The following is a 22732-nucleotide window of genomic DNA, read 5'->3' as shown; positions in this document are numbered from 1 at the left end:
ATGTCTCTCGACAAGCCCTACATCAGCAACCACTTCGCCCCCGTCACCGACGAGATCACCGGCCGGGACCTGAAGGTACGCGGCACCCTCCCGCCCGAACTGAACGGCCGCTACTTCCGCAACGGTCACAACCCGAAGCCCGGCATCACGCCCACCCACTGGTTCCGCGGCGAGGGCATGCTCCACGGCATCCGCCTCCAGGACGGGCGGGCCGAGTGGTACCGCAACCGCTGGGTGCGCACCCCCTTCCTCGACGGTGTTCCCTTCACCGGAACCGAGCTCGACGTCAGCGCCGCCGCCACCAACATCATCTTCCACGGGGGCCGCTACCTGGCCCTGCAGGAGGCGAACCTGCCCTGGGAGGTCAGCGCCGACCTCGACACGATCGGCGTCCACGACTTCGGCGGCAAGCTCACCAGCTCGATGACCGCGCACCCGAAGGAGGACCCGCAGACCGGCGAACTGCACTTCTTCAGCTACAGCCCCTTCGCGCCCTTCCTGACCTACTACGTGGCCGACGCCTCCGGCGCGATCGTCAGGTCCGAGGTCGTCGACGGCTCCGGACCCTCCCTCATGCACGACTTCGCGATCACCCGCGAGCACATCGTCTTCATCAACTCGCCGGTGGTCTTCGACCACGCCGAGCACTCCGGCATCCCCTACCGCTGGCACGACGACGTCCCGCTGCGCATCGGCGTGATGCCGCGGGCCGGAGGCCGGACCACCTGGTACGAGGCGCCGGAACAGGCCGCGCTGCTGCACGTCACGAACGCCTACACCGACCCGCAGGGCCGGATCGTGCTCGAAGCACCGCGCTTCGACCGCTCCGCCTGGGAGAACTCCTGGAAGTGGTGGGTGGGCGCTCCCGGTTACGGCACCACCCCCGACGCCGGCTCCACCTTCCACCGGTGGACCATCGACCCGGCCAAGGGCAAGGTCACCACGGAGTCCCTCAACGAACTGGTCACCGAGTTCCCGTCGATCAACGAGGCTCTCACCGGCTCCGACTACCGCTACAGCTACGCCATCGCGTTCCCGGGCGCGGGCCTGTCGGGCTACCACACCGTCAAGCTGGACTCGCGGACCGGGCGGGAGACGCTGTTCGCACACGGTGAGGGCCGGATGCCCGGGGAGGCGGTCTTCGTACCCGCCGAGGGCGGGAGCGCGGAGGACGACGGCTACCTGCTCACCATCGTCAGCGACGTCAAGGCCGACGCCTCGGAACTGCTCGTCCTGGACGCGGGCGACCTGAGCACCGTGGCCGCCGTCGAACTGCCCCGCAGGGTCCCCGCCGGCATCCACGGCGACTGGATCCCCGACGCCGAGCTGCCCGCGTGACCGCCCGACCCGTATGACCCACGGGGCGTGCCGGTGCCCGGCACGCCCGCCCGAGCCGCCCGGGCCACCGTCGACTCCCCCTCGGCCGTGGCCCGGGCTTCGACGTTCCTCTCGAACGTGCCCGCCGCCCTCTCCTCCTTCTGACCTCACGCGGTGCAGCCGCCGTCGTTCGCACCCTCGACGGCGGCTGCCGCGTGGTTCAGCTCAGCCGGGCCAGCCCATCCACTCCCACACGTGTGTGTCGCCGGGCCGGTCGCTCCGGCCGCGTTCCGTACCGCACGGGGTTCAGTGCGGGGCGGGGCCCAGGAGGCGTCGGGCGAATACGGCGAGGGCCTGGGCGATGCGCTCGTGCGGGATGCCCAGGGTGTGGCGCTGATGGTGGTAGAGCTCGGGGGCGAGGGGCCCCAGGGCGATGTCCGCGAGCGCTCCGGGGTCGGGGGCGCCGCCGGCGATCAGCAACGTGCGCACGTGAAGGTGCCAGAAGCCGTAGGCGCCGGTGACGTAGCGGGACGCCCCGACCTCGGCGCCCAGGGCGAGCGGCAGGTGTCTGCGGAGCAGGTCCAGGTACGCGATGTAGAAGGCGGCCAGACGTTCGGCGGCCGGCGCGTCGGGGCCCAGGGGAGGGGGGCCGTAGATCATCTGGCCCTGTAGTCGCCGTTCGTGCTCGTCCAGCAGTGCGGTGGCGACGGCGCCCGGGTCGGGGAAGGACCGGTAGAGGGTCGCCCGGCCGACGCCCGCGGCCTTGGCGATCTGCTCCATGGTCACGGTGCGCGGATCGTCGGCGGTGAAGAGCGCCTCGGCGGCGGAGAGGATCTGGGCGCGATTGCGCACCGCGTCGGCGCGCTGCCGGGGTTGGGCCGTCGCGCCGTGGTCGGGGGCCTGGAGATCTCCGCGGAGGACTACGGGCGGGGCGGGATTCTCGTCGCCGTTGCTCATGAGCATCACCTTACTTGCCACAAAGTTAAGTGGACGTCTTGTCCGTTTACCCTGTTGGCATCTATCTTAAGTGGGACGACCGTCCGTTTGAAGTGTGGAGAACGAGATGAACGCTGCGCTGCTCGCGGCAGCCCTGCTGGTCGGGTGCCTCCTGGCCGTCCAGGCGTCGGTGAACCTGCAACTGAACAAGGCGGTGGGGACGCCGTACGGCGCCTCGACGGTCCAACTGAGCGTGGCCACCGGGCTGCTGGTGGTCCTGGCGGCGGTGACGGGTTCGCTGGGCGCCCTCGGGAAGCTCCCCGACGTCGAGTGGTGGCACCTGTTGGGCGGCCTCGCCAGCCCCCTCTACATCACCAGTGGCATCCTGCTCTTCCCCCGACTCGGGGCCTTGGCCTCGGTCGGGCTGTTCGTCACGGGGCAGATGTTCTCGTCGCTGGTACTGGACCTCGGAGGCTTCTTCGGGCTGGAGAAGAAGGGCCTGAGCCCGGGCATCGCCCTCGGCGCCCTCGCGGTCCTCGCCGGCATCATCGTGATCATCCGGGGACAGCAGGCGTCCGCCCCGCCCGGCGCCCCCACGATGTCGGGGCCGGGCCGGGTCGGATGGATCGCGCTCGGCCTCATCGCCGGCGGTGTACTGCCGGTGCAGGGCGCGATCAACGCCAAGCTCCGGCACGGACTGGGTGCCCCGATCACGGTGGCCGCGTTCAGCTTCACGGTGGCCACGCTCACCATCGCCGTCGTCCTGCTGGTGTTGCGCCTGACGGGGAAGACCCCCAAGCCGCAGCTGGCCCCCTGAAGGCGATGCCCTGGTGGGGCTGGCTCGGCGGAGCCTGCGCCGCGGGCTACGTCACCGGCACCTTCCTTCTGATCCCCGAGATCGGCGCGGCCGTGACCGTCGGGCTGACCGTGACGGGCCAGCAGTTGACCTCGGCCCTGATCGACCACCGCGGCATGTTCAAGCTGCCGACCCGGGTGTTGACCGCGCCGCGCCTGACGGGCCTCGGCCTGCTGCTGGCCGGGTCGCTGGCCATCCAACTCGTCTGACCCGAGAGAGGGCTGTTCCTGGTGGAGAGCTACGCCGCAGGGCGCGAACTGTACGTCCTGCCCTCTGAACTGCCGATACCCGACCTCGGCCTGCAGCCGGTCAACGCCTACCTGGTGCGCGGCGAACAACCGGTGCTGGTGGACACCGGCATGCCCGTCGACCGGGCGGCGTTCGAAGAGGCGCTCTGGTCCCTGGTGGACCCCGCCGATCTCCGGTGGATCGTGGTCACCCACGACGACCGGGACCACACCGGCAGCCTGACGCGCCTGCTCGACCGCGCTCCCGGCGCCAAGGTCATCACGAACGGGATATCGCTCACACGTCTGTCCGAGGAATTCGAAATTCCACGTGAACGGGTGGTGACGGTCAATCCGGGGAGCCGAATATCGGTCGGAGACCGGCAGCTCAGCTTCCTCCGGCCTCCCACCTTCGATTCTCCGGGAACGCTGGCCGTATTCGATCACGCCGACGGTACGCTTTTCAGCTCGGACAGTTTCGGTACCGTCCTGCCCACATCCGTACGACGATTTGATGACGTCGACGTGAAGGAATTCTTCGAGGGATTCGATGTCCTGAATCGGGCTATCGCCCCGTGGACGGCTCTGGTGGACCCGGAGAAGTTCCAGCGCGTCGTCCGGTCGGTTTCCTCCCTCTCCGCGGCCCGGTTGTTGTCCGCCCACGGCCCGATGGTGGAGGGCCGCACGGTCACCGCCCTGATGGACGCCATGGCCCGCATCCCGTTCCTGCCGTCATGGCTTCCGGGCGCGGACATCGATCTCGAAGCCGCCCTGGACGCCCACGACGCCACCATGACGCGCTCGAACCAGGACGCCACCGTGACGCGCTCGAACCAGGACGCCACGCCGCGTGCGAACGACGACGACCCGGGCATCCAACCACCCCTCCCCCCATCCGCCGTCCACTCCTCCTCGAACCATCGGAGTCACCCGTGACCGCAGCAAGCGCAGCATCCCTGACACCGCCGCCGGGCATCATCACCGTCTTCTCGGACATCTGGTGTTCCTTCGCGCACATCGCCATCCACCGCCTGCACGCCACCCGCAAGCGACTCGGACTCGAGAGTCAAGTCGCCTTCGACCTGCGGGCCTTTCCCCTGGAGCTGCTCAACGACGCGCCCAGCCCCCGCCCGGGCACCGACAGCGAGGTGGGTCGGATGGCCAGCCTGGAACCGGGGGCCGGCTGGCAGCTCTGGCAGGCCAAGGACTGGCTCTACCCCTCCACCATGCTGCCCGCGCTGGAAGCGGTGCAGGCGGCCAAGGAGCAGTCCCTGACCGCCTCCGAGCAGCTCGACCTGGGCCTGCGCAAGGCCTTCTGGGCCGAGTCGAGGTCCGTGAGCCACCGCAAGGTCATTCTGGACGTCGCCGCCGAGACCGGTGTCGTCGACGTCGCCGCCCTGGCGGACGCGCTGGACGACGGCCGTGCGCGCAGCACGCTTTCCGGCCAGGCCGCCGTCGCCCGTACGGAAGCGGTGAGGTGCAGCCCGCACCTGTTCCTGCCCGATGGGGCCGACTGGGCCAACCCCGGCATCGAGGTGCGCTGGGAGGGCTCGTACGGCGTCGGATTCCCCGTGATCGAATCCGACGACCCGGATATCTACAAGGACCTTCTGCTGGCGGCTGCCACCGGATAGCGGTCAAGCGTCGCGTCGGATCGTCGCGCTTCCGCGCGGTCGAACGTCGGGAAGTCGAGAGAGCGGCCGAGAATTCCAGTCCCTGGAGTTCTCGGCCGCTTTTTGTCGCCCGGACAACATCACGGTGATTATCGTATTCGTGACCCGGGTGTGATTCATGGTTTCGAGTGGTTTCTGTAGCGTTTCCGGTGTGTTGCCAAGGGCGTCTCATTCAGCCGCCCGGCGACCGGGACTTTCCGGAAGAAATCACAGGGAGATTCTCATGCCCGATAGCGCGACTACCGTTGCGACCTCCGAGAGTGGCTCCAAGAAGGCGGACGTCAGCAGTTTCGTCGACCTCACCCAGCACGAGATCGAAGCGCTGAAGACCCGGTACAACCTCGCCGACGCGCACACCCACCAGCGTCAGTCCCCCAGCCAGGACGCGATCGTGGCCCGGCTCCCGGAGCTCTGGTACGAATCGGAGACCAGACAGCAGGCCCACTTCGAGGCGCAGTTCATCGACGCGTTCTTCCGCCTGCACCGCCAGCCCACGGCCCGCGCGATGGGCCGCACGCTGCTCTCCTACTCCGCCAGCGTCTCCACCATGGTCGCCGGCATGTACCTGAAGAAGCGCGACATGTCGGTGGCTCTCGTCGAGCCGTGCTTCGACAACCTCGTCGACCTGCTGCGCAACATGCAGGTGCCCATATCGCCGCTCCCGGAGCAGGCGCTGCACCAGACAGCGGAGATCTACGACCGCCTCGTGGAGAACGTCACCGCCGACGCGATCTACCTCGTCGACCCGAACAATCCGACCGGTTTCACCCTCCTGGCACAGGAGTTGGAGGGCTTCCGCGAGGTCGTGCGCTACTGCGTGGACCACCACAAGGTCCTCGTCATGGACTTCTGCTTCGCCTCCTTCGCGCTGTGCGACGACACGATCGGCCGCGTGGACATCTACAAGCTGCTGGAGGAGTCCGGGGTCACCTACATGGTGATGGAGGACACCGGGAAGACGTGGCCGATCCAGGATGCCAAGTGCGCCATGATCACAGCCAGCCTGGACATTCAGGAGGAGGTGTACAACCTCCACACCAGCGTCCTGCTGAACGTCTCGCCGTTCGTCCTGAACATGGTCACCCAGTACGTCGAGGACTCCATCGCGGACGGCTTCTCCTCGGTGCGGGAGGTCATCACCACCAACGGCACGGCGGCCCGCACGACCATGGAGGGCAGCATCCTCCAGTTCCAGGAGCCGGTCGTGGGCACCTCCGTCGCCTGGTTCAAGATCCTCACCGACGAGGTCACCGCCACCGAACTCCAGGCGGTCCTCTTCGAGGAGGAGGTCTACGTCCTGCCCGGCACCTTCTTCTACTGGAACACGCCCGAGCGCGGCGAGCGGTACGTCCGCATCGCCCTCGCCCGCAACCCCGAGGTGTTCGCCGCCGCCATGGACCGCATGAAGAAGGTGCTCGAGCGCTATGCCGGTTGACCCCTCCGGCGTCCCCACCGGCGCCGGCGTCTTCATCGACGCCACCGTGTTCATGGGCATGCACAGCAGTGACCAGGCCGTCCGAAGGGCCTGCAAGCGGTTCTTCGTCGGCCGGCTCGCCGGCGGCGTCACGATGAGTTGGGAGCAGGTCGGCCGCTGCGACGACCTCGTCTGGGGTTACAGCCGGGCGGTGCAGGACGCGTACTACCCGTTCATGGACGTCCTGCACACCGAGATGAGCATCGCCCGCGTCGGCTACGACGAGGACGACGCCGGCCGGGCCTTCTCGACGCCGGCGCTGGCCGGACTTCCCAGCCACGAACGCCTCCTGCTCGGCCAGGTCCTCTCGCGCTCCGGGCTGCTGTACACCGTGAGCCCCCGACTCGCGGGCCGCGACGGACTCCCCGTCGCCGCCGTCCCCGAGGCGCCGGTCGAGGACGCCTTCCCCGAACACCTCGAAAAGCTCTACCAGGACTCCCTGGTCCTGACCGTCGAACCAGCCACGCTGTGAGGAGCCCGGGTATGTATTCCGGCACGATCGTTCCCCTCGTCACCCCCTTCCGCGATGACGACACCGTCGACGAGCAGAGCACCGCCCGCCTCATCGACCACGTTCGCCACGACGTCACCGCCCTGATGCCGGCGCTGACGTCCGGCGAGGGCTGGAAACTCACCGAGCGGCAGTGGACGGACATCGTCACCCACACCGTCCGCCACTCCGGCGCCCTTCCGGTGCTCGTCGGCATCCAGCTTCCCGAGACGGCGCAGATCATCGAACGCGCCCGCCGCGCCATGGAGATCGGCGCCGACGCGGTGGTGGTCACGACCCCCTTCGGCGAGGACGTCACCCAGGACGACATCGTCGCCCACTACCGGGCGCTGCGCAGCGCCACCGACGCCCCCATCTTCCTCTACAACGAGGAAGCCCTCTCCGGTAACCGGATCGAGTACGACACCCTGCTGACCCTGTGCGAGATACCCGGCATCGTCGGCATCAAGGAGTCCAGCGGCGACGCCGCCTTCACCCGGAAGATGGCCGAAGCGCACACGGGCGTGCCCGTTTTCGAGGGCTGGGAGAACCTGATCTCGTCGGCCGTCGGCATCGACGGCTTCATCGGCCCCCTGGCCAACCTCGAACCCGCCCTCTGCAACGCCATCCTCGTCGACCCCTCGCCGGAGCGGCAGGCCGAGGTCGACGCCACCTGCGAGACCTACGGGGTGTTCAAGGACGACTGGTACCGGTGGGTGAAGAAGGAGCTGCACGCCCGGGGCATCATCGCCACGCCCGCGGTCCACGAGGAGCTGCGATGAACCCGACCGCGGTCGCCGCCCGCCTGCAGCGGGACAGGACGCACCGGCAACTGTACGAGCTGTACCGGCAGGTGCCCGACGTCGAGGGCTACGCGGCCATGCTCGGCCTGGAAGAGCAGTGGATCCTGCCGATGGCCCGTGCCTACGAGGCGAGCGCCCCGGCCTTCTCCGGAACGGGGGAGCTGCTGGACGCGCTGAAGGAGTTCCTGGCCGCGGAGGAGGCCCAACTCTCGGACGGTCACCGGTTCCTGGCCAACGAGGCCAACCTCGACCAGTTCAAGGTGCTGGCCCGGGAGTTCGCCCTCGACGGGCTGACCGAGTCCGAATCGCTGCTGCCGGTGGTGCCGCGCCTGCCCTACCGCTCCGGCATGGCGGTCTTCCGGGTCCTGATCGACGAACTGGGCTGCGGCAACGACGAGAAGTCGCACTCCCAGCTCTACCGCGACCTCCTCGACGAGCTGGACCTGAGCACCGACCTGGACAGCTACCTCCACGACACCTCACCGGAGAGCTACGCCTACGTCAACATGTTCCACTGGCTCGCGAGCCGTGCCCCCTCACCGCAGTACTTCCTCGGCGCCTACGGCTACTTCGAGTCCAGCGTGCTGTACGGATTCCAGAGCTTCGCCCGTGCGGCCAAGCGACTCGGCATCCGGAACGACGCCTACTACACCGAGCACCTGTACATCGACTCCTACCACAGCAACCACATGCGCACCGCGATCCGGTCGCTGGAGGAGCCCGACCCGGCGAAGATCTGGGCCGGCGTACGGCTGGCCAGTGACATCGTCGGGAACGCCACCGAGGCTGCCATCGCCCGAGCACGGAAGGTCTCCTGATGGGCTCTGACGGGACGATCCGCGAGGTCAGCGAGGACCTGGTCCTCGTCGAGGTGGCCGGTCGCAAAGTCCTGGCGTCCGCCCGCTGCCCACACCGGCAGGGGAAACTGAAGTTCGCCCGGGTCGACGGCGGCAGACTCAGGATCACCTGCCCCCTGCACTACTCGACGTTCGACCTGGCCACAGGCGAACGCACCTCCGGGCCGGCGTGCGACCCCCTGCGGATCGTGGACACCCTTCCCGGCCGGCAGGCCGCACCCCCCGGCCCGCCGGCCACACCTGTCGATCGGGCCGCCGCACCATCCGGTCAGGACCGGCCGGCGGCGACAGGACGGGCCGGAGCATGAGCGCCCTGCACGAGGGGGCGGCGCCGACCACGGCACCGCCCCGCCCGTCCGCGGCCCGGGTGGACGGCATCGAGCCGATACCCGAGGCCGAACGTTCCTCCCGGCCGGCGGACTTCGGATGGATCTGGCCCTCGGCCCAGTTCTCCTTCGGCACCGTGGTCCTGGGCGCCCTGCCCGTCGCCTTCGGTCTGGGCTGGTGGGGCGCCATCAGCGCCATCGTCGTCGGCGTCGCGATCGGGACCGCCCTGTTGGCACCACTCGCCCGGCTGGGCGCCCGGACCGGTACCAACGACCCCATCGCGTCCGGAGCCCACTTCGGCGTGCGAGGCCGCGTCCTCGGCAACCTCATCACGATCGTCACCGCGCTCGGATTCTTCGCCATCGCCGTGTGGACCGGCGGAACCGCCATCATGGTCGCCGCCAACCGCATGGCCGCCACTCCGACGGGGCCGGGCGCGTTGACCGTCGCCATGGTCGTCACCGCGTCCGTGGTGGCCGTCGTCGCGGTCCGCGGGCACACCGTCCTGGTGCGGACGTACCGGATCACCGCGGTGATCGGCGCGCTCGTGCTGGTCGGCACCATCGTGGTCCTCGCCCCCCGCTTCGACGCCGGGTACGCGGGAGGGGAGTACGTACTCGCCGGCCCGTTCCACACCTGGCTCCTGGCGACCACCGCGTCGGCGACGGTCCCCCTGTCCTACGCCACCTTCCAGGGCGACTACACCCGGTACATGCCCTCCACCACCCCGCCGGGCAAGCTGGTCCGGTACTCGGGCACGGCCATGTTCGTCAGCAGTCTCGTCGCCCTGGGCACAGGCGCCTACGTGAGCACCCTGCTCTCCGGCCCGCAGACGCCCTGGCTGCAAGGACTCACCGAGGTGGTCCCCGGCTGGTTCGCGATCGTCGTGGTGGTCTTCGGTTTCGCCGGGACCGTCCCGCAGGGAGCCGTCTGCCTGTACGCGGCCGGCCTGTCCGCGAACTCGATGTTCTGGCGGGCCCCGCGCTCCGCGGTGACGGCGGTGGTGGCAGTGCTGTCGCTCGTCGTCCTGTACCTCGGGGCGGTGGTCTACGACGCCATGGAGGCCATGGGGGCGTTCGTGACGCTGCTGCTGACCGTCGTCGCGCCGTGGGCCGCGGTGCTCATGGTCGGCCACCGACTTCACGGCGGCGCCTACCGGTCCGAGGACCTGCGGACCTTCACGACCGGCGGCGGCGGAATCTACTGGTACACCCACGGAGTCAACCCGCGGGCCGCGGTCGGCTTCGCGGCCGGATCCGTCCTGGGCGCCCTGTGGGTCAACAACCCGCTCTACGTGGGCCCCCTGGCCGAGCTGACCGGAGGGGTCGACCTCAGCCTGCCGGCCTCCTTCACCGTGACGGCGGCCGTGTACGCCCTGCTGTGCCGCAGATGGCCCGAGCCGGGCCAGACGCGCCCGACCTGACGGAAGGTTCTCGATGGTTCACGTGGACCCCTCACCACCCTGGCCCCCCTCGTCCCCTCCGCCGGGCCCGCCACCCACCTCGATGCCGCGCCGACTCCTCGTCCGCGAGACCGTGCCCGAGGCCGACGGAGTCCTGGGGATCGTGCTCGTCGACCCGCGGGGGACGGAGTTGCCCCCCTGGGAGCCCGGGGCCCACCTGGAACTGCGCCTCCCGTCCGGACGGACACGGCACTACTCCCTGAGCGGCGACCCGCAGGACCGGGCCGCCTACCGCCTGGGCGTCCTGCGCGAGCCCGGCGGGAGGGGCGGATCCGACGAACTGCACACCACTCCTCTCGCCGGGCTGCTGCTCGACGTGCGGGGCCCGGTCAACCGCTTCCCCCTCGTTCCCGCCGAGCGGTACGTCTTCATCGCCGGCGGGATCGGCATCACCCCGATCCTGCCCATGGTCCGGCAGGTCGCGGCCACCGGGGCCGACTGGTCGCTGCTGTACGGCGGCAGGACGACGACGTCCATGGCCTACCGACACGAACTGGCCTCCCTGGGCGCCGAGAACATCACGATCGTCCCCGAGGACAGCCACGGACTCCTCAACCTCGACCGGGTGCTGAGCGGCCTGCCGGAATCCACCGCCGTCTACTGCTGCGGCCCGGACGGCCTCATCCGGGCCGTGGAGGAACGCTGCGCCGCCCTCCTGCCCACCGGCGCCCTCCACGTGGAACGCTTCGCCGCCGCCCCCGGCCCCGCCCCCCGATCGGAGGCGGGCGCGTTCGAGGTGGAACTTCGCCGCAGCGGCCGTGTGCTCCGGGTCGAGGCCGGACGGAGCCTGCTCGACGTCGTGCGCGGCGCGGTCCCCTCCGTGACGTCCTCCTGCGAGCAGGGAATCTGCGGCACTTGCGAGACCAAGGTCCTCGGCGGGATCCCGGACCACCGCGACACCGTCCTGTCCGACGCGGAGAAGGAGACCGGGAACACGATGATGATCTGCGTCGGCCGGGCCAGGAGCAGCCGCCTGGTCCTCGACCTCTAGGGCCGCGCCCGTTCGGTCGAAAGCGCCGGGCACCGGCCGCCGCGGAAGGCTCGTGCACCCGCGGCGGCCGGTGTCCGGCGTCGAGGATTCGGAAGCTCGATGTCCTCGGGCGCCGGCCCGACGGGAGGGTCGCCACCCGGCCCCCCTGCGAGCACTGGACGCGCCCGGCGCGGAGGACGCGCACGTGCATGCGCGGGGGGAGTCGCGTCCACCGGCTCGTGACGGGACGTCACGTGGCCTGTGACGACCCGCCGAACGTGCTGGTCACACGGCCTGTGCAGGTTCCCTGGAGCCGGGTATGTAGGCCGCCAGAGTCATCTCGACGGTGACGTCACCGTCGTTGCGGTACCCGTGGGGGACATCGGCCGCGAGCGATGCCGAGTAACCGGTCGGCATCGCGTGGATGTCCCCGGCCACGATGAGGGTGAGCTCTCCCGCATGGACGTGCAGGAGTTCGGTCGTGCCGGGTGGGTGGGGCGAGGAGTTGCTCGCGTCGCCCGGTTCCAGCCGCCAGTGCCACAGCTCGAAAGCGCTCTGGTCGCTGCGTCCGGCGAGCAGCGTGCTGGAGCTTCCGGCTTCGGTCGACCACACGCGCACGGCCCGACCCGGGGGAGTGAGGCGGACCCGTGGCTCCTGGTCGCAGTCGAGCAGGGCCGTCATGTCGACGCCGAGGGCGTCGGCGAGCTTCACCATGGTTTCCAGGCTGGGATTGGTACGGGCCTGCTCGACCTGGATGACCATGCCGCGACTCAGTCCCGCGCGAGCGGCCAATCCGTCTAGGGTGAGCCCGCGCCGGGTGCGCCAGTGCTTGAGGTTGCAGGCGAGCGACTGTGAGAGCTGGTCGATGTCCAACGCGTCTCGTCCAATACATTAGACGGGGCAGTTCACTCCCGTAGTCTATGCTCTCCGCAGCACTGGAATGTTGAACACAGGCTGATTCAGGGCCAGTTGGCCGTGACGGTGATGGCCTTCCGCACCTCCCGCCGACCGTGGCCGGGAACGGACGGGGGCGCTGTACGTGGTTGTGCCCGGGCCGCCCTGTGACGGTCGGGGGAGGACGCGCGCACGGGGAGTGTCAATGGCAGTTCAGCAGCGAGCGGCGAGAACGAAGCAGGTCATCCTGAGAGCCGCGGCCGCCGAGTTCGACGACGAAGGCTACGAACGGACGTCTCTGAGCAGGATCGGCTCACGGGCCCAAGTGACGACGGGGGCCGTGGTCTTCCACTTCACGTCGAAGGCCGCTCTGGCCGAGGCGGTCAGGCAACGGTCCCGCACGGTGACCCGCAAGGCCGTCGAGACCACGTCGAGCGAGGCCTCGGGGCCCGTACACAGGCTGGTGGCCGTCACCCGCACCATCATCGGCCTCTTCGAGACCGATGAGGTCGTGCGGGCCGGCGAGCGCCTGTCGCGGGAGCTGAAACCACAGGAGAACGCCCACGAGGAGTGCCCGTGGCGCCGCGAGGTGGCGCGGTTGTCGCGGGCGGTGGCGTCCGAAGGGATGCTGCGCCCCGGGACGGACGCGACGGCGCTGGCGGCACTGGTCAGCTACGTGGTGAGTGGCGTCGAGCTGGCGATGCGGCGCGCGCCGCTGCCCGTCGACGAGCCCTGGCTCGGCGAGGCCGGCTCCCTGGACGGGGCGGCCCAACTGCGGCTGGAGCGGATCTGGGACCTGCTGCTGCCCATCCTGGGCTGACCAGGACCGCGCGGCAACCCGCTGAGCCGCCGCCGGCGAACACCCCCGGCCCACAACCGCCGAGCACACGGCCCGGCCCGTTCTGCGCGTTCGGGCAGACAGTTTACCGGCCGCGCAGGCCCGCTACCGGCGCGCGATCGGGAACGGACGTGGCAGTGACGACGGGACCCGCATCATCGCCGGCATCCGAGAGCCACGCTGACCGAACGCGGGGTCGGCCGGGCGGAGTCGCGGCCGGGGGTGTGTTCATCGGTTGTCGGGAGGACGGAGGCGGATCGTCCGCGAGCGTTCGTCGGGGCTACTGGTCGCGCTTGGGCCAGATGAGGCCCTGATCCGTCCAGACGACACCCTTGTTGCGGCAGAGGCAGAAGGGGTGGCCGATGGGGTCGGTGTAGACGCGGAAACCGTAGCCTTCGGGGCCGATGCAGTCCCGCTGGAGCGTCGCGCCAAGGGCCAGGACGCGGCGCTGTTCGGCCTCGATGTCGTCGACTTCGAAGTCGAGGTGGAACTGCTTGGGGTGCTCGCTGTCGGGCCACTGCGGGGCGCGGTAGTCCTCCACCTGGATGAAGGCCAGTTCGATCCCGCCGAACCGGACACCGGCCCAGTTCTCGTTGCTGTCCTCCTTGACCGGGAGTCCCGTCACCTCGGAGTAGAAGGCTGCCAGCTTCATCGGGTCCGGACAATCGATGATGAAGTCTGTTAGTCGTAGCATCCGGCGATCTTGCCACAAGATCAAATGAGTCTGACCGTGAGACAGGCCCCGGGGCGCGTCCTGGCTGCCTCGGATCGCGATGCCCCGGTGCCACCGGTGCGGAAGTTCCGGGGCGAAAGGGTCGTCAACGGCCTCCCCATCACTCCCACGAGCAGGCCCGCACCCTCCCGGCGGGAAGCGCCGAGGCCGAGGCGGCCTTCACCCGCGGCGGCGGCGAATCGCCCCGTGCGGGAGCGGTGCGGGATCGGCGGAGCGGGCAACTCCGGCGCGCCTGAGCCGTGCTGAATCGGAGGGACGGCGGCGCAGGAGCACCTTGGCCTGCCCGGCATGCGGTGCGCCGCCGGCGGTTGCCTGCTGCTCGCCCGTCTGACGCTCCCGGCAGGCGGCTCGGGGCGAGTCGTCCTAGCGTCGTGCGGGTCCGTTCCAGGCGTGCTCCGAAAGGGTCGAGCCATGACGCGCGTCTCCCGCAGCCCCTCCGGCGAGGAGCCTGTCGCCGGGCCAGGCGACGTCCCTCGGACGTCGACCGCGCCCGTCCGCGCGGGGACGGGAATCCGGGTCAGTGCCGCTGAGCACGATGCCGGCGGCCCGGAGCCCTGGATCAGTGCCCCGTACACGCAGACGATCCACGCGTCTGCCGGCGAGGTCACGCTGCGCGATGGCGAGGGCTGGTCCTTCCCGTTGGACGTGGCCCGATGGTCGGGCGGGGCCGACAGGGCGGACCATGCCGTCCTGGAACGGTGCAAGGGGCGGGTACTGGACGTGGGGTGCGGGGCCGGGCGACTCGTCGAGGCGCTCGCCCGTCGTGGTCACACCGTCCTGGGCATCGACGTGTCCCCGGCTGCCGTCATCTCCACGGCGTGCCGGGGCGGGCACGCCCGCAGCGGTTCCGTCTTCGCCCCGGTGCAGGACGAGGGCGGTTGGGACACCGCGCTGCTGATCGACGGGAACATCGGCATCGGCGGTGACCCCCGGCGCCTCCTGCGCCGTCTCCACGACCTCGTACGCCCCGCGGGGCTGCTGCTCGTGGAAACCTCGGCCCGTGAGGTGGACGAGCGGCGCCGGGTCGCGATCCACGTCGGCCGACGTCCGGTCAGCCCGGTCTTCCCTTGGGCCACCGTCGGCACCCGGGCCCTGGTCCGGCACGGCCGACTCTCGGGCTGGGCGCCCGTCGAGCAGTGGACGAGCCTCTTGGGCGAGCGTCACTTCGCCGTTCTGCGGGCCTGTCCCTGAGCTCGGACACGCTTGCGTTCCGGCCGCAGGCGCAACCAGGTCCGTACCAGCCAGACGATCGCCGAGGCGATGAACAAGGCCGCGGTGATGAGGAGCCAGCGGGCCAGGAAGCCGTCGGCGGACAGGGCGGTGTAGGCGGTGTAGTGGCCTCCCTGTCGGAGGATCAACGGCCACCAGACGAGGAACAGTACGCCTGAGACGAAGGCCGGGACCCGGACGTGGTTCACGCTCGGACGCGGCACGCTCCCGGGCGTGGCGGTCCGGCCGCGGAAGAGGAGTTGGGTGGCCCGGTCGGTGAGCGAGTAGGCGGGGAGCAGGACCAGGTCGTGGAGGAGGGCGGCGCCGACGAACCAGATCGCCACTCCCACGGTGTCGCCCGCCAGGAGGCGGATGCCGGCGTAGAGGGCGAGGGCGAAGCAGGCCAGGGTGAGCAGGAGGTGGAGCGGGGAGGCGCCGTAGCGTCGGCGGAAGGCCGCGGCGGCCCCCGTGGTGGAGTGGCTCATGCGGGTTCTCCGAAGGTGAGGCGGGTGACCCACTTGGTGTTGTGGACGCCCGGGGCCGCCGGGATGATCACGCGGGCCGGGTAGCCGTGGTCCGGGGACAGGTCGGCTCCGTTCACGCGCATCGCGAGGAGCGAGCGGTCATCACGGGCCTGGTTGGCGGCCAGGACCACCGAGGAGAACGATCCGCCGCGCTGGACCGACTCCACCAGGACCGGCGGAGTGTCGGTGCCGAGTCCGACGAGCGCGGCGAGGTCGGTGAGGCGGACGCCGGACCACTGCTGGTCGGGGGTGGACCAGCCCTCCACGCAGGCGATCGGCAGCGCCGCCTCCCGCTGTGGCATGGCGAGGAGCATCTGCCGGGTCAGCACCTCCTGCCTGCCTCCGCCGCGTACCGTCAGCCGCCAGGCGGGGCCGATGTCGCTGGGCCGGATTCCGCTGGAGGCGGCGGTCTTGTTGATCTGGAACCCGTTCGGGCCGGTACCGGGGTCGCGGCCGTGCGGGGCCAGCAGGGCGGTCTTGCGCCACCAGCCGCCGATGCTCTGGCCGGCGGTCACCACCAGCAGGGCCAGCGAGCCGGCCCCCACCATCGCGACGGCGCCCCGCCGGGAGATCGTGGCCGGCGCCGGGGCGGGGGAGACCAGCCCTGCGGCTTCCTCGGAGTCCGCCGCGGGCTGCCATCCGCGGCCCGCCCGTACCGCCCGTACCGCACGGACGGCGCGCGGCAGGCGGAACGCGACGTGGACGACGAACGCGGCCATGAACACCCAGGCGCCGTAGAAGTGCAGGGTGTAGAAGGAGCCGGGGAAGATGTAGTTCAGCTGGATGTTCAGGATCCCGGTGACGAACGTGAACCCGGCCCCGCCCACCAGCAGCAGGAGCGAGAGCCGTTCGAGGGCGTGAGCGGCCGAACGGAGCGGCGGCCACTCGAACAGCTTCGGGATCACCGACCACAGCTTGGCCAGGAGCACCGGGACCAGGACCACGCCGAGGACCGTGTGCACGCCCTGCGTCACCCGATACAGCCAGGACGGCGACGTCGGCCAGGTGAACAGGTAGAAGCCCAGCCAGCCCTTGTCCGGGGTCTGGTCGTTGCGCGCTGCCAGGTCCGGGTTGTAGGACGCGTACGACAACAGGCCCGTCACGAACAGCACGATGACCCCGACCAGCAGGATGAGGCCGAACAGACCGGTCAACCACGGTCCCCGCAGCGGACTGCGCCAGAACCCGGGGCGCGCCGGACCCGGCGGCGGACCCGACGCCCGCGCCCGGGCGACCGCGTCCCGCACCCGTTCGGCGACCGGTGTGCGCCGGGGCTTCCCGCGCCTCACGGAGGCATGCGGCCGCTCAGGCGCACCATCCGGCCGGCTGCTCTCGTCGCTGGCATCCATCCCGGCACATCTCCCCGTGTATCCGGCTCATCGGGCATGAGCGTCCGGGAGAACATCCCCCGCCCACGCACCTCACCGGATCCATGACACGCGGCAACCATCCTTACGGCTCCTCCCGACGCCTCGGAGGCCCGCCGCGGCAGTGGGGGCGATGCCGGGGCGTGCGCCGGCGCGGGAGCAGACGCCCCGCTCGTCCAACAACGCGTCAGGGCTACGTGGCGCACGGGTGGGGCGTTCGGCCGGATGTGGGGACGGCGTCACCCTTTCGAGGGAACAGGCCGGTGGGGGCCAAGCCGCCCTCATGCACCTCGACGAAGAGGGGGCGCGGGCCCGGCCTGGGGCCGCGATACCAGGGGGCGCGAGAAAAGAACTCGGACCGATAGGGCGGGAAATGTAATGCGCCTGCATGGTGAATTCGCAAAGGGGTGTTGTGGGGAATTTGTTCGCCCTTACGGGGAAACGTTTCTCCAGGTCTGCGAGTATCCGGATTTCCTTAGCTCCGGCGCGAAGGGCCGTATCTGGCTCCGCGCTGAATGGCGGCCGTGTTCGCCGGTCGAAGGTTTCGAAACGGTGAGGTAGTTCCGCTCACGTAGGGGCTTGACCTGCTCGGATCGTATTCCCCGTACGGTTCTCTCGCTTATTGCGCATTGGTTGCAATAGCAGATCGCCCCCTGATCGGCCTAGTGTCGGACCGCGTGTTGCAACAATTAATTCGGCTCTCATTTTCTCGCCGGACGGCTGTGGCCAGGCCCTTTGTGTCAATAGCGGTGCGAGGCGTCCGCGGATGCCCGGAAATACGGTCACGCGCCACGGGCAGTACGTGCTTTCCTTCCGTCTGCGCGGTCTGAATGCGAAAGGTGTTCCGCAGGGTCGGCGGGTTCTGCCGCTGCTGAGGCCCCACACGCGTCCGACCGAGTGGTCACCCACCTGAATGCCACCCACCTGAATGCCCCATGGCCTGCCGTACACCGGTGTGCTCGGTGGGCCCGGGCTTCGCAGTCGAGAGGAACAGCCTTGAAGTCCACCTCCGCACGGCCCCGTTCGCGGCGTGTGCTCGACCAGTCCCTCCTCGTCCTGGGCGCCGGCGCCCTCGCCACCGGCCTCACCGCCCTCACCCTCGCCCCGGGGGTCAGCGCCGCCTCCAGCCACCGCGAGGCCCCGCTCATCGCCGGCGACCCGCGTGCGGACAACACCGACGTGTACGCGTACACCAGCCTGGACCGCCCCGACTCGGTCACGTTCCTCGCGAACTGGATCCCGTTCGAGGAGCCCAACGGCGGCCCGAACTTCTACGCGTTCGGCGATGACCTCCGCTACAACATCAAGATCGACAACACGGGTGACGGCGTCTCCGACATCACCTACACCTGGCGCTTCCACAGCAGCTACCGCGATGACGCCAACCAGTTCCTCTACAACACCGGCCCGGTCACCTCGCTGAACGACCCGGACCTCAACTTCCGCCAGGCCTACGACCTCGTCATCTCGCACGGGAACGAGAGCAAGGTGCTGCTCTCCAACGTGCCCGCGGCACCCTCCCGCGTCGGCCCGGCCTCCATGCCGAACTACGCCTCCCTGCGCAACCAGGCCATCCGCAACATCCCCGGCGGCGGCAAGACCTTCGCCGGCCAGGCCGAGGACCCGTTCTTCGCCGACCTGCGCGTCTTCGACCTCCTCTACGGCGGCAACCTGTCCGAGCGCGGCCAGGACACCCTCGCCGGCTACAACGTCAACTCCGTCGCCCTGCAGATCCCCAAGACGCAGCTCGCGCTGAAGGGCAACCCCGGCCGCAACCCGGTCATCGGCGTCTGGTCCACGACCGACCGCCAGGGCGTCCAGGTCTCCGACTCCCGCGACAAGCACGGCGACAAGTGGAAGCAGGTCTCCCGCCTGGGCAACCCCCTCGTGAACGAGGTCGTCGTACCGCTGAAGTACAAGGACGCCTTCAACACCCTCAACCCGGACCAGGACCGCACCGTCCAGCCCGTCGTCGACAAGGTTCTCGACCCGATCCTTCCCAAGCTGATCCAGCAGGTCTACAACATCCCCGCCCCGGCAACCCCTCGGCGGGACCTGTTCGAGATCTACCTGACCGGCATCTGCAAGGCCTGCGGCCCGATTCAAGCCGACCTCAACGCACACCGCCTGAACAAGGACGCACGGCTGAAGCAGATCGTCCCCGCCGAGGAGCTGCGCCTGAACATGGGCGTGCGGCCCACCACCAACCCGAACCGGTACGGCGTCCTCGCCGGTGACCTGGCGGGCTTCCCCAACGGCCGCCGCCTGACCGACGACGTCATCGACATCTCCCTCCAGGCCGTCGAGGGCGCGGCCCAGACCGGGCAGCTGGTCCCGGCCCTCGCCGACGGCGACAAGGTCAACGCGAACGAGGTCCCGTTCGGCACCTCGTTCCCGTACCTGGCGCTCCCGCACACCAAGTCCGTGAACAGCGGCCCGAACGCACCCGAGCGGTCCGGTACCAAGAACGCCGCGGCCCTCGGAGGCCTCGGCGCGCTGCTCCTCGCAACGGGCGGCTTCCGCCTTCGCCGCAGCCGCAAGACCAACTGACCCACCGGCTCCGGGCGGGGACCGGGCACAGCCCTCCGGTTCCCCGCCCGGAACCCCCCGTTCACCGAATTCCCCCGGGGAGGATCCCGTGCACCGGCCCGAAGACGAACCCGCCCCCTCGATCCGGCGCCGCAGACACCTGCGGACCACCGCGATCACCATCGCCTTGGGAGTGGTCATGTTCACCGTCGGCGCCGTCGGCCTCTCCCCATCCGGCTCCGGCACGCCGGACGCCGCCTCATCCGCGTCGCCGTCCGCGGGTCCGGCGCGCGGCATCGAGGCGTTGCGTGAGCGGGTGAAGCGCCTGCCGAAAGATCCGGTCAGCTGGGCGGACCTCGGCATGGCCCTGGTCCAGCAGGCCCGCACCACGGCGGACCAGGCCACCTACGCGCAGGCGGAGAAGGCCCTGCGCCGCTCGCTCGCACTCCAGCCGGCGGAGAACCTGCACGCCGAGATCGGCATGGGTGCCCTCGCCGCGGCCCGCCATCAGTTCCGGGACGCCCTCACCTGGGCCCGCAAGGCGGTCGCGACCAGTCCCGCCACCCCGGCCTCCCACGGGGTCCTCGCCGACGCACTCACCCAGCTCGGCCAGTACGAGGAAGCGGAGGAAGCGGTCCAGAAGATGGCCGACCTGCGCCCGGACAGTTCCGCCCTGGCCCGCGCCTCCTACACCTTCGAGCTCCGTGGGGACACCGTCCAGGCCAAGGCGCTCATGGAACGCGCGCTGCGCGCGGCAGGAACCCCGGGTGAGCGCGCCTTCGCCCGTACCCACCTGGCCTCCCTCGCTCTGGACAGCGGCGATCCGGCGACCGCTCTGCGCCAAGCGCAGACGGGGCTGGTCATCGCGCCGGGCGACGCGGGCCTGCTGGAGGCCAGGGCCAGGGCACGCCTGGCCACGGACGATCGAGAGCAGGCGGTCGCCGACTACACCGCGGCCATCGCGACGGCCCCGCTCCCGCAGTACCTCCTGGGCCTCGGTGAACTTCAACAATCCCTCGGCCGTCAGGACAGGGCCGAGGTCCAGTACGCGGTTCTGCGCGCCCAGGAAACGCTCCGCCGGGCCACCGGTACCCCCGCCGACGTCGACGCGATCTCCTTCGAGGCGGACCACGGCGACCCCCGCCAGGCGGTGACCATGGCCGAAGCAGCCGTACGCGAGCGGCCGTTCATCGCCGTCCACGACGCCTACGCCTGGGCCCTCCACCGAGCCGGACGCGACGAAGAGGCCCTCGACCAGGCCGACGAAGCCCTCGCACCGGGTATGCGAAGCGCGCTCTTCCTCTACCACCGCGGCGCCATTCACCAGGCGCTCGGCGACACCACGGCCGCCCGGCGCGACCTTCAGCAGGCACTGGACCTCGATCCCTCCTTCCACCCGCTGCACGCCCCCGCGGCGCGCGAAGCACTCCGGCGAATCGACGACACCCCATGAATCCCAGCACCCGCCGGCGCCTGACCGGCGTCCCCCTCGCAGCCGCCCTGCTCAGCCCACTCGCCCTCCTCGCCGCAGCTCCGCCCGCGGCCGCGCATCCCCTGGGCAACTTCACCGTCAACTACGCCACCAGCCTGACCCTGCGCCCCCGAACGGTGGAGGCCGAGATCGTGGTCGACCGCGCCGAGATCGCCGCAGCACAAGAGCGCCCGCTCATCGACCAGGACCGCAACGGCGCCCTCAGCGCCGACGAACAGGTCGTGTACGCGGACCAGGCGTGCACCACGCTCGCCGGGCAACTGGCCGCCGATGCGGGCCACCTGAGCCTCCAGTGGAACCGGGGCGCCGGCAAGCTGACCTTCCACACCGGCGAGGCCGGGCTCAAGACCAGTCGCCTCACCTGCCGCCTCACCGCAGACGCACACCTCACCTCGCCATCCGACGTCCACGTCGTCACGCACTACGACACTCGGCGCATCGGCTGGCACGAGATCACCGCCCGCGGCGACGGCCTCACTCTCACCAGCTCCACCGTCCCGGCGACCTCGACCACCAACCAGCTGCGCCAATACCCGCAGGACCCCCTCGCCGACCCGGTCGACCAACGCACCGCGGAACTGCGAACGGCTCCCGGGCAGGGAATCGGAGCCCGGATCGTGCCGCCCGACCTGCCCGGCGCCGGCCCGGTCACCGCCGCGCTGAACAAGGTCTCCGCCCTCTTCGACGCCCTCGTCGGCAGCCGCGAACTGACCGTCCCCGTCGGCCTCCTCGCCCTGCTCCTCGCCGTCGTCCTCGGTGCCTCCCATGCGGCGATGCCCGGCCACGGAAAGACGATCATGGCCGCCTACCTGGCGGGACGTCGCGGCACACCGCGCGACGCCGTCACCGTCGGCGCCACCGTCACCCTCACCCACACCGCAGGGGTACTCGTCCTCGGCCTGGCTCTCCCACTGGCCACCCACCTCGCCGGGGAATCCGTCCTCAGTTGGCTCGGCCTGGCGAGCGGACTCCTGGTCACCGCCATCGGCGTCCAACTCCTGTACTCCGCCCTTCGCGGCCGTCCCCTCCGGCACGGCCACGGTCACGGGCATGGTCACGGTCACAGCCACGGGCATCACCACGACGACGACCACGGGCACGGGCATCACCACGACGACCACGGGCACGGCGGGAGTCACGGGCACAGCCACGAACCGTCGACCGGCCTGCCGTCTTCACGGCGAGCGCCGGAGCGCGCGGCGGCCGACGGCACCACCGTCGTCCTGACGAAGACCGCCACCGCGCTCCCGCACGATCATCATCACCACGGTGAAGCCGATCACCATCACACCCATGAAGCCGATCACCACCACACCCCCGCGCCGGCACGCCGGAAACGCTGGTCGCTGATCGGCGTCGGCATCGCCGGCGGTCTCGTCCCCAGCCCCTCGGCACTGGTCGTCCTCCTCGGCGCCGTCGCCCTCGGCCGGACCGCCTTCGGCGTCCTCCTCGTCATTGGATACGGCCTCGGCATGGCCACCACCCTCACCCTCGCCGGCCTCCTTCTCATGCGGCTGCGCGACCGCATCACCGCCCGCACGGCCGAGCGGGCCTCCGCACGCCTGCAGACGCTCGGGCGCATCGGACCCGCCGCCACCTCAGCCCTCGTTCTCCTCGTCGGGCTCGGCCTCACCACCCGCGCCATCACCGGCTGGTGAGCGGAACCGCCGCCAACCGCCCACACGCCGTGGCCGCCCGACGAGTCCCTCGCGTCTCAGGGTGCGCAGTCCCGAGAGGGGGGCCGCTTCGGACAG

The 22732-nt window shown here is 70.3% G+C and carries 22 protein-coding genes; 17 read left to right on the top strand and 5 right to left on the bottom strand.

Annotation, left to right across the window (positions count from 1 at the left end; genetic code table 11):
- Complete coding sequence (locus tag ACQEVM_RS33975; protein ID WP_433085771.1) at positions 1-1338, top strand: carotenoid oxygenase family protein; 1338 nt, start codon at positions 1-3, stop codon at positions 1336-1338.
- Between the two features lie 285 nt (positions 1339-1623).
- Here the strand turns inward: ACQEVM_RS33975 and ACQEVM_RS33970 are convergent, their stop codons facing one another.
- Positions 1624-2274, bottom strand: a complete 651-nt coding sequence (locus ACQEVM_RS33970) for a TetR/AcrR family transcriptional regulator (RefSeq protein WP_433085769.1) — start codon at positions 2272-2274, stop codon at positions 1624-1626.
- A gap of 106 nt (positions 2275-2380) precedes the next feature.
- Here ACQEVM_RS33970 and ACQEVM_RS33965 point away from each other — a divergent pair, with 106 nt between their 5' ends.
- The 11 genes from ACQEVM_RS33965 (at position 2381) to ACQEVM_RS33915 (ending at position 11413) form a co-directional block, all read left to right on the top strand.
- Positions 2381-3070: a DMT family transporter gene (locus ACQEVM_RS33965; RefSeq protein WP_433085767.1), complete on the top strand. Its 690-nt coding sequence runs from the start codon at positions 2381-2383 to the stop codon at positions 3068-3070.
- Between the two features lie 5 nt (positions 3071-3075).
- Positions 3076-3318 carry a DMT family transporter gene (locus ACQEVM_RS33960; RefSeq protein WP_433085765.1) on the top strand — a complete coding sequence of 81 codons (243 nt, stop codon included), beginning with the start codon at positions 3076-3078 and terminating at the stop codon, positions 3316-3318.
- Between the two features lie 21 nt (positions 3319-3339).
- Positions 3340-4272: an MBL fold metallo-hydrolase gene (locus ACQEVM_RS33955; protein WP_433085763.1), complete on the top strand. Its 933-nt coding sequence runs from the start codon at positions 3340-3342 to the stop codon at positions 4270-4272.
- A complete protein-coding gene (locus ACQEVM_RS33950; RefSeq protein ID WP_433085761.1) occupies positions 4269-4970 on the top strand; it encodes a DsbA family oxidoreductase in 702 nt (233 codons plus the stop codon). Before ACQEVM_RS33955 ends, ACQEVM_RS33950 begins: the two co-directional genes overlap by 4 nt.
- Positions 4971-5232: 262 nt before the next feature.
- Complete coding sequence (locus ACQEVM_RS33945) at positions 5233-6444, top strand: aminotransferase class I/II-fold pyridoxal phosphate-dependent enzyme (protein WP_433085759.1); 1212 nt, start codon at positions 5233-5235, stop codon at positions 6442-6444.
- A complete protein-coding gene (locus ACQEVM_RS33940) occupies positions 6434-6955 on the top strand; it encodes a DUF6190 family protein (RefSeq protein ID WP_433085757.1) in 522 nt (173 codons plus the stop codon). Before ACQEVM_RS33945 ends, ACQEVM_RS33940 begins: the two co-directional genes overlap by 11 nt.
- An 11-nt stretch (positions 6956-6966) precedes the next feature.
- Positions 6967-7755: a dihydrodipicolinate synthase family protein gene (locus ACQEVM_RS33935; protein WP_433085755.1), complete on the top strand. Its 789-nt coding sequence runs from the start codon at positions 6967-6969 to the stop codon at positions 7753-7755.
- Complete coding sequence (locus tag ACQEVM_RS33930; protein ID WP_433085753.1) at positions 7752-8594, top strand: iron-containing redox enzyme family protein; 843 nt, start codon at positions 7752-7754, stop codon at positions 8592-8594. Before ACQEVM_RS33935 ends, ACQEVM_RS33930 begins: the two co-directional genes overlap by 4 nt.
- Positions 8594-8941 (top strand): Rieske (2Fe-2S) protein, encoded by a 348-nt coding sequence (locus ACQEVM_RS33925; protein WP_433085751.1) that lies wholly within the window; start codon positions 8594-8596, stop codon positions 8939-8941. Before ACQEVM_RS33930 ends, ACQEVM_RS33925 begins: the two co-directional genes overlap by 1 nt.
- A complete protein-coding gene (locus ACQEVM_RS33920) occupies positions 8938-10383 on the top strand; it encodes a purine-cytosine permease family protein (RefSeq protein ID WP_433085749.1) in 1446 nt (481 codons plus the stop codon). Before ACQEVM_RS33925 ends, ACQEVM_RS33920 begins: the two co-directional genes overlap by 4 nt.
- 82 nt (positions 10384-10465) lie before the next feature.
- On the top strand, positions 10466-11413 hold the full coding sequence (locus tag ACQEVM_RS33915; RefSeq protein ID WP_433085747.1) for a PDR/VanB family oxidoreductase: 948 nt from the start codon (positions 10466-10468) through the stop codon (positions 11411-11413).
- Positions 11414-11677: 264 nt separating this feature from the next.
- On the opposite strand, the gene ACQEVM_RS33910 is transcribed toward ACQEVM_RS33915, so the two are convergent.
- Entirely contained in the window at positions 11678-12265 is a 588-nt protein-coding gene (locus tag ACQEVM_RS33910; RefSeq protein ID WP_433085745.1) for a helix-turn-helix domain-containing protein, read from the bottom strand.
- Between the two features lie 226 nt (positions 12266-12491).
- Between ACQEVM_RS33910 and ACQEVM_RS33905 the strand changes: the two genes are divergently transcribed.
- Positions 12492-13106, top strand: a complete 615-nt coding sequence (locus ACQEVM_RS33905; RefSeq protein ID WP_433085743.1) for a TetR family transcriptional regulator — start codon at positions 12492-12494, stop codon at positions 13104-13106.
- Between the two features lie 298 nt (positions 13107-13404).
- On the opposite strand, the gene ACQEVM_RS33900 is transcribed toward ACQEVM_RS33905, so the two are convergent.
- Positions 13405-13818 (bottom strand): VOC family protein, encoded by a 414-nt coding sequence (locus tag ACQEVM_RS33900; protein ID WP_433085741.1) that lies wholly within the window; start codon positions 13816-13818, stop codon positions 13405-13407.
- Positions 13819-14268: 450 nt separating this feature from the next.
- On the opposite strand from ACQEVM_RS33900, the gene ACQEVM_RS33895 reads away from it, so the two are divergent.
- On the top strand, positions 14269-15048 hold the full coding sequence (locus ACQEVM_RS33895; protein ID WP_433085739.1) for a class I SAM-dependent methyltransferase: 780 nt from the start codon (positions 14269-14271) through the stop codon (positions 15046-15048).
- Here the strand turns inward: ACQEVM_RS33895 and ACQEVM_RS33890 are convergent.
- Together ACQEVM_RS33890 and ACQEVM_RS33885 are read right to left on the bottom strand one after the other, a co-directional pair.
- On the bottom strand, positions 15018-15551 hold the full coding sequence (locus ACQEVM_RS33890; protein WP_433085737.1) for a hypothetical protein: 534 nt from the start codon (positions 15549-15551) through the stop codon (positions 15018-15020). The two genes, ACQEVM_RS33895 and ACQEVM_RS33890, sit on opposite strands and share 31 nt — an antisense overlap.
- The gene (locus tag ACQEVM_RS33885) at positions 15548-16939 is read right to left on the bottom strand and encodes a molybdopterin-dependent oxidoreductase (RefSeq protein ID WP_433085735.1); all 1392 of its coding nucleotides are present in this window, start codon (positions 16937-16939) and stop codon (positions 15548-15550) included. Before ACQEVM_RS33885 ends, ACQEVM_RS33890 begins: the two co-directional genes overlap by 4 nt.
- 1014 nt (positions 16940-17953) lie before the next feature.
- Between ACQEVM_RS33885 and ACQEVM_RS33880 the strand changes: the two genes are divergently transcribed.
- The 3 genes from ACQEVM_RS33880 (at position 17954) to ACQEVM_RS33870 (ending at position 22636) form a co-directional block, all read left to right on the top strand.
- Positions 17954-19507, top strand: a complete 1554-nt coding sequence (locus ACQEVM_RS33880) for a DUF4331 domain-containing protein (protein WP_433085734.1) — start codon at positions 17954-17956, stop codon at positions 19505-19507.
- Positions 19508-19595: 88 nt separating this feature from the next.
- Entirely contained in the window at positions 19596-20939 is a 1344-nt protein-coding gene (locus ACQEVM_RS33875) for a tetratricopeptide repeat protein (protein WP_433085732.1), read from the top strand.
- On the top strand, positions 20936-22636 hold the full coding sequence (locus ACQEVM_RS33870; RefSeq protein WP_433085730.1) for an urease accessory protein UreH domain-containing protein: 1701 nt from the start codon (positions 20936-20938) through the stop codon (positions 22634-22636). Before ACQEVM_RS33875 ends, ACQEVM_RS33870 begins: the two co-directional genes overlap by 4 nt.
- Positions 22637-22732 lie beyond the last annotated feature (96 nt).

It is taken from the genome of Streptomyces sp. CA-243310, from assembly GCF_050936775.1.
In the GTDB taxonomy this organism is placed as follows: Bacteria; Actinomycetota; Actinomycetes; order Streptomycetales; family Streptomycetaceae; genus Streptomyces.
This window is presented reverse-complemented; position numbering and strand designations above follow the sequence as displayed.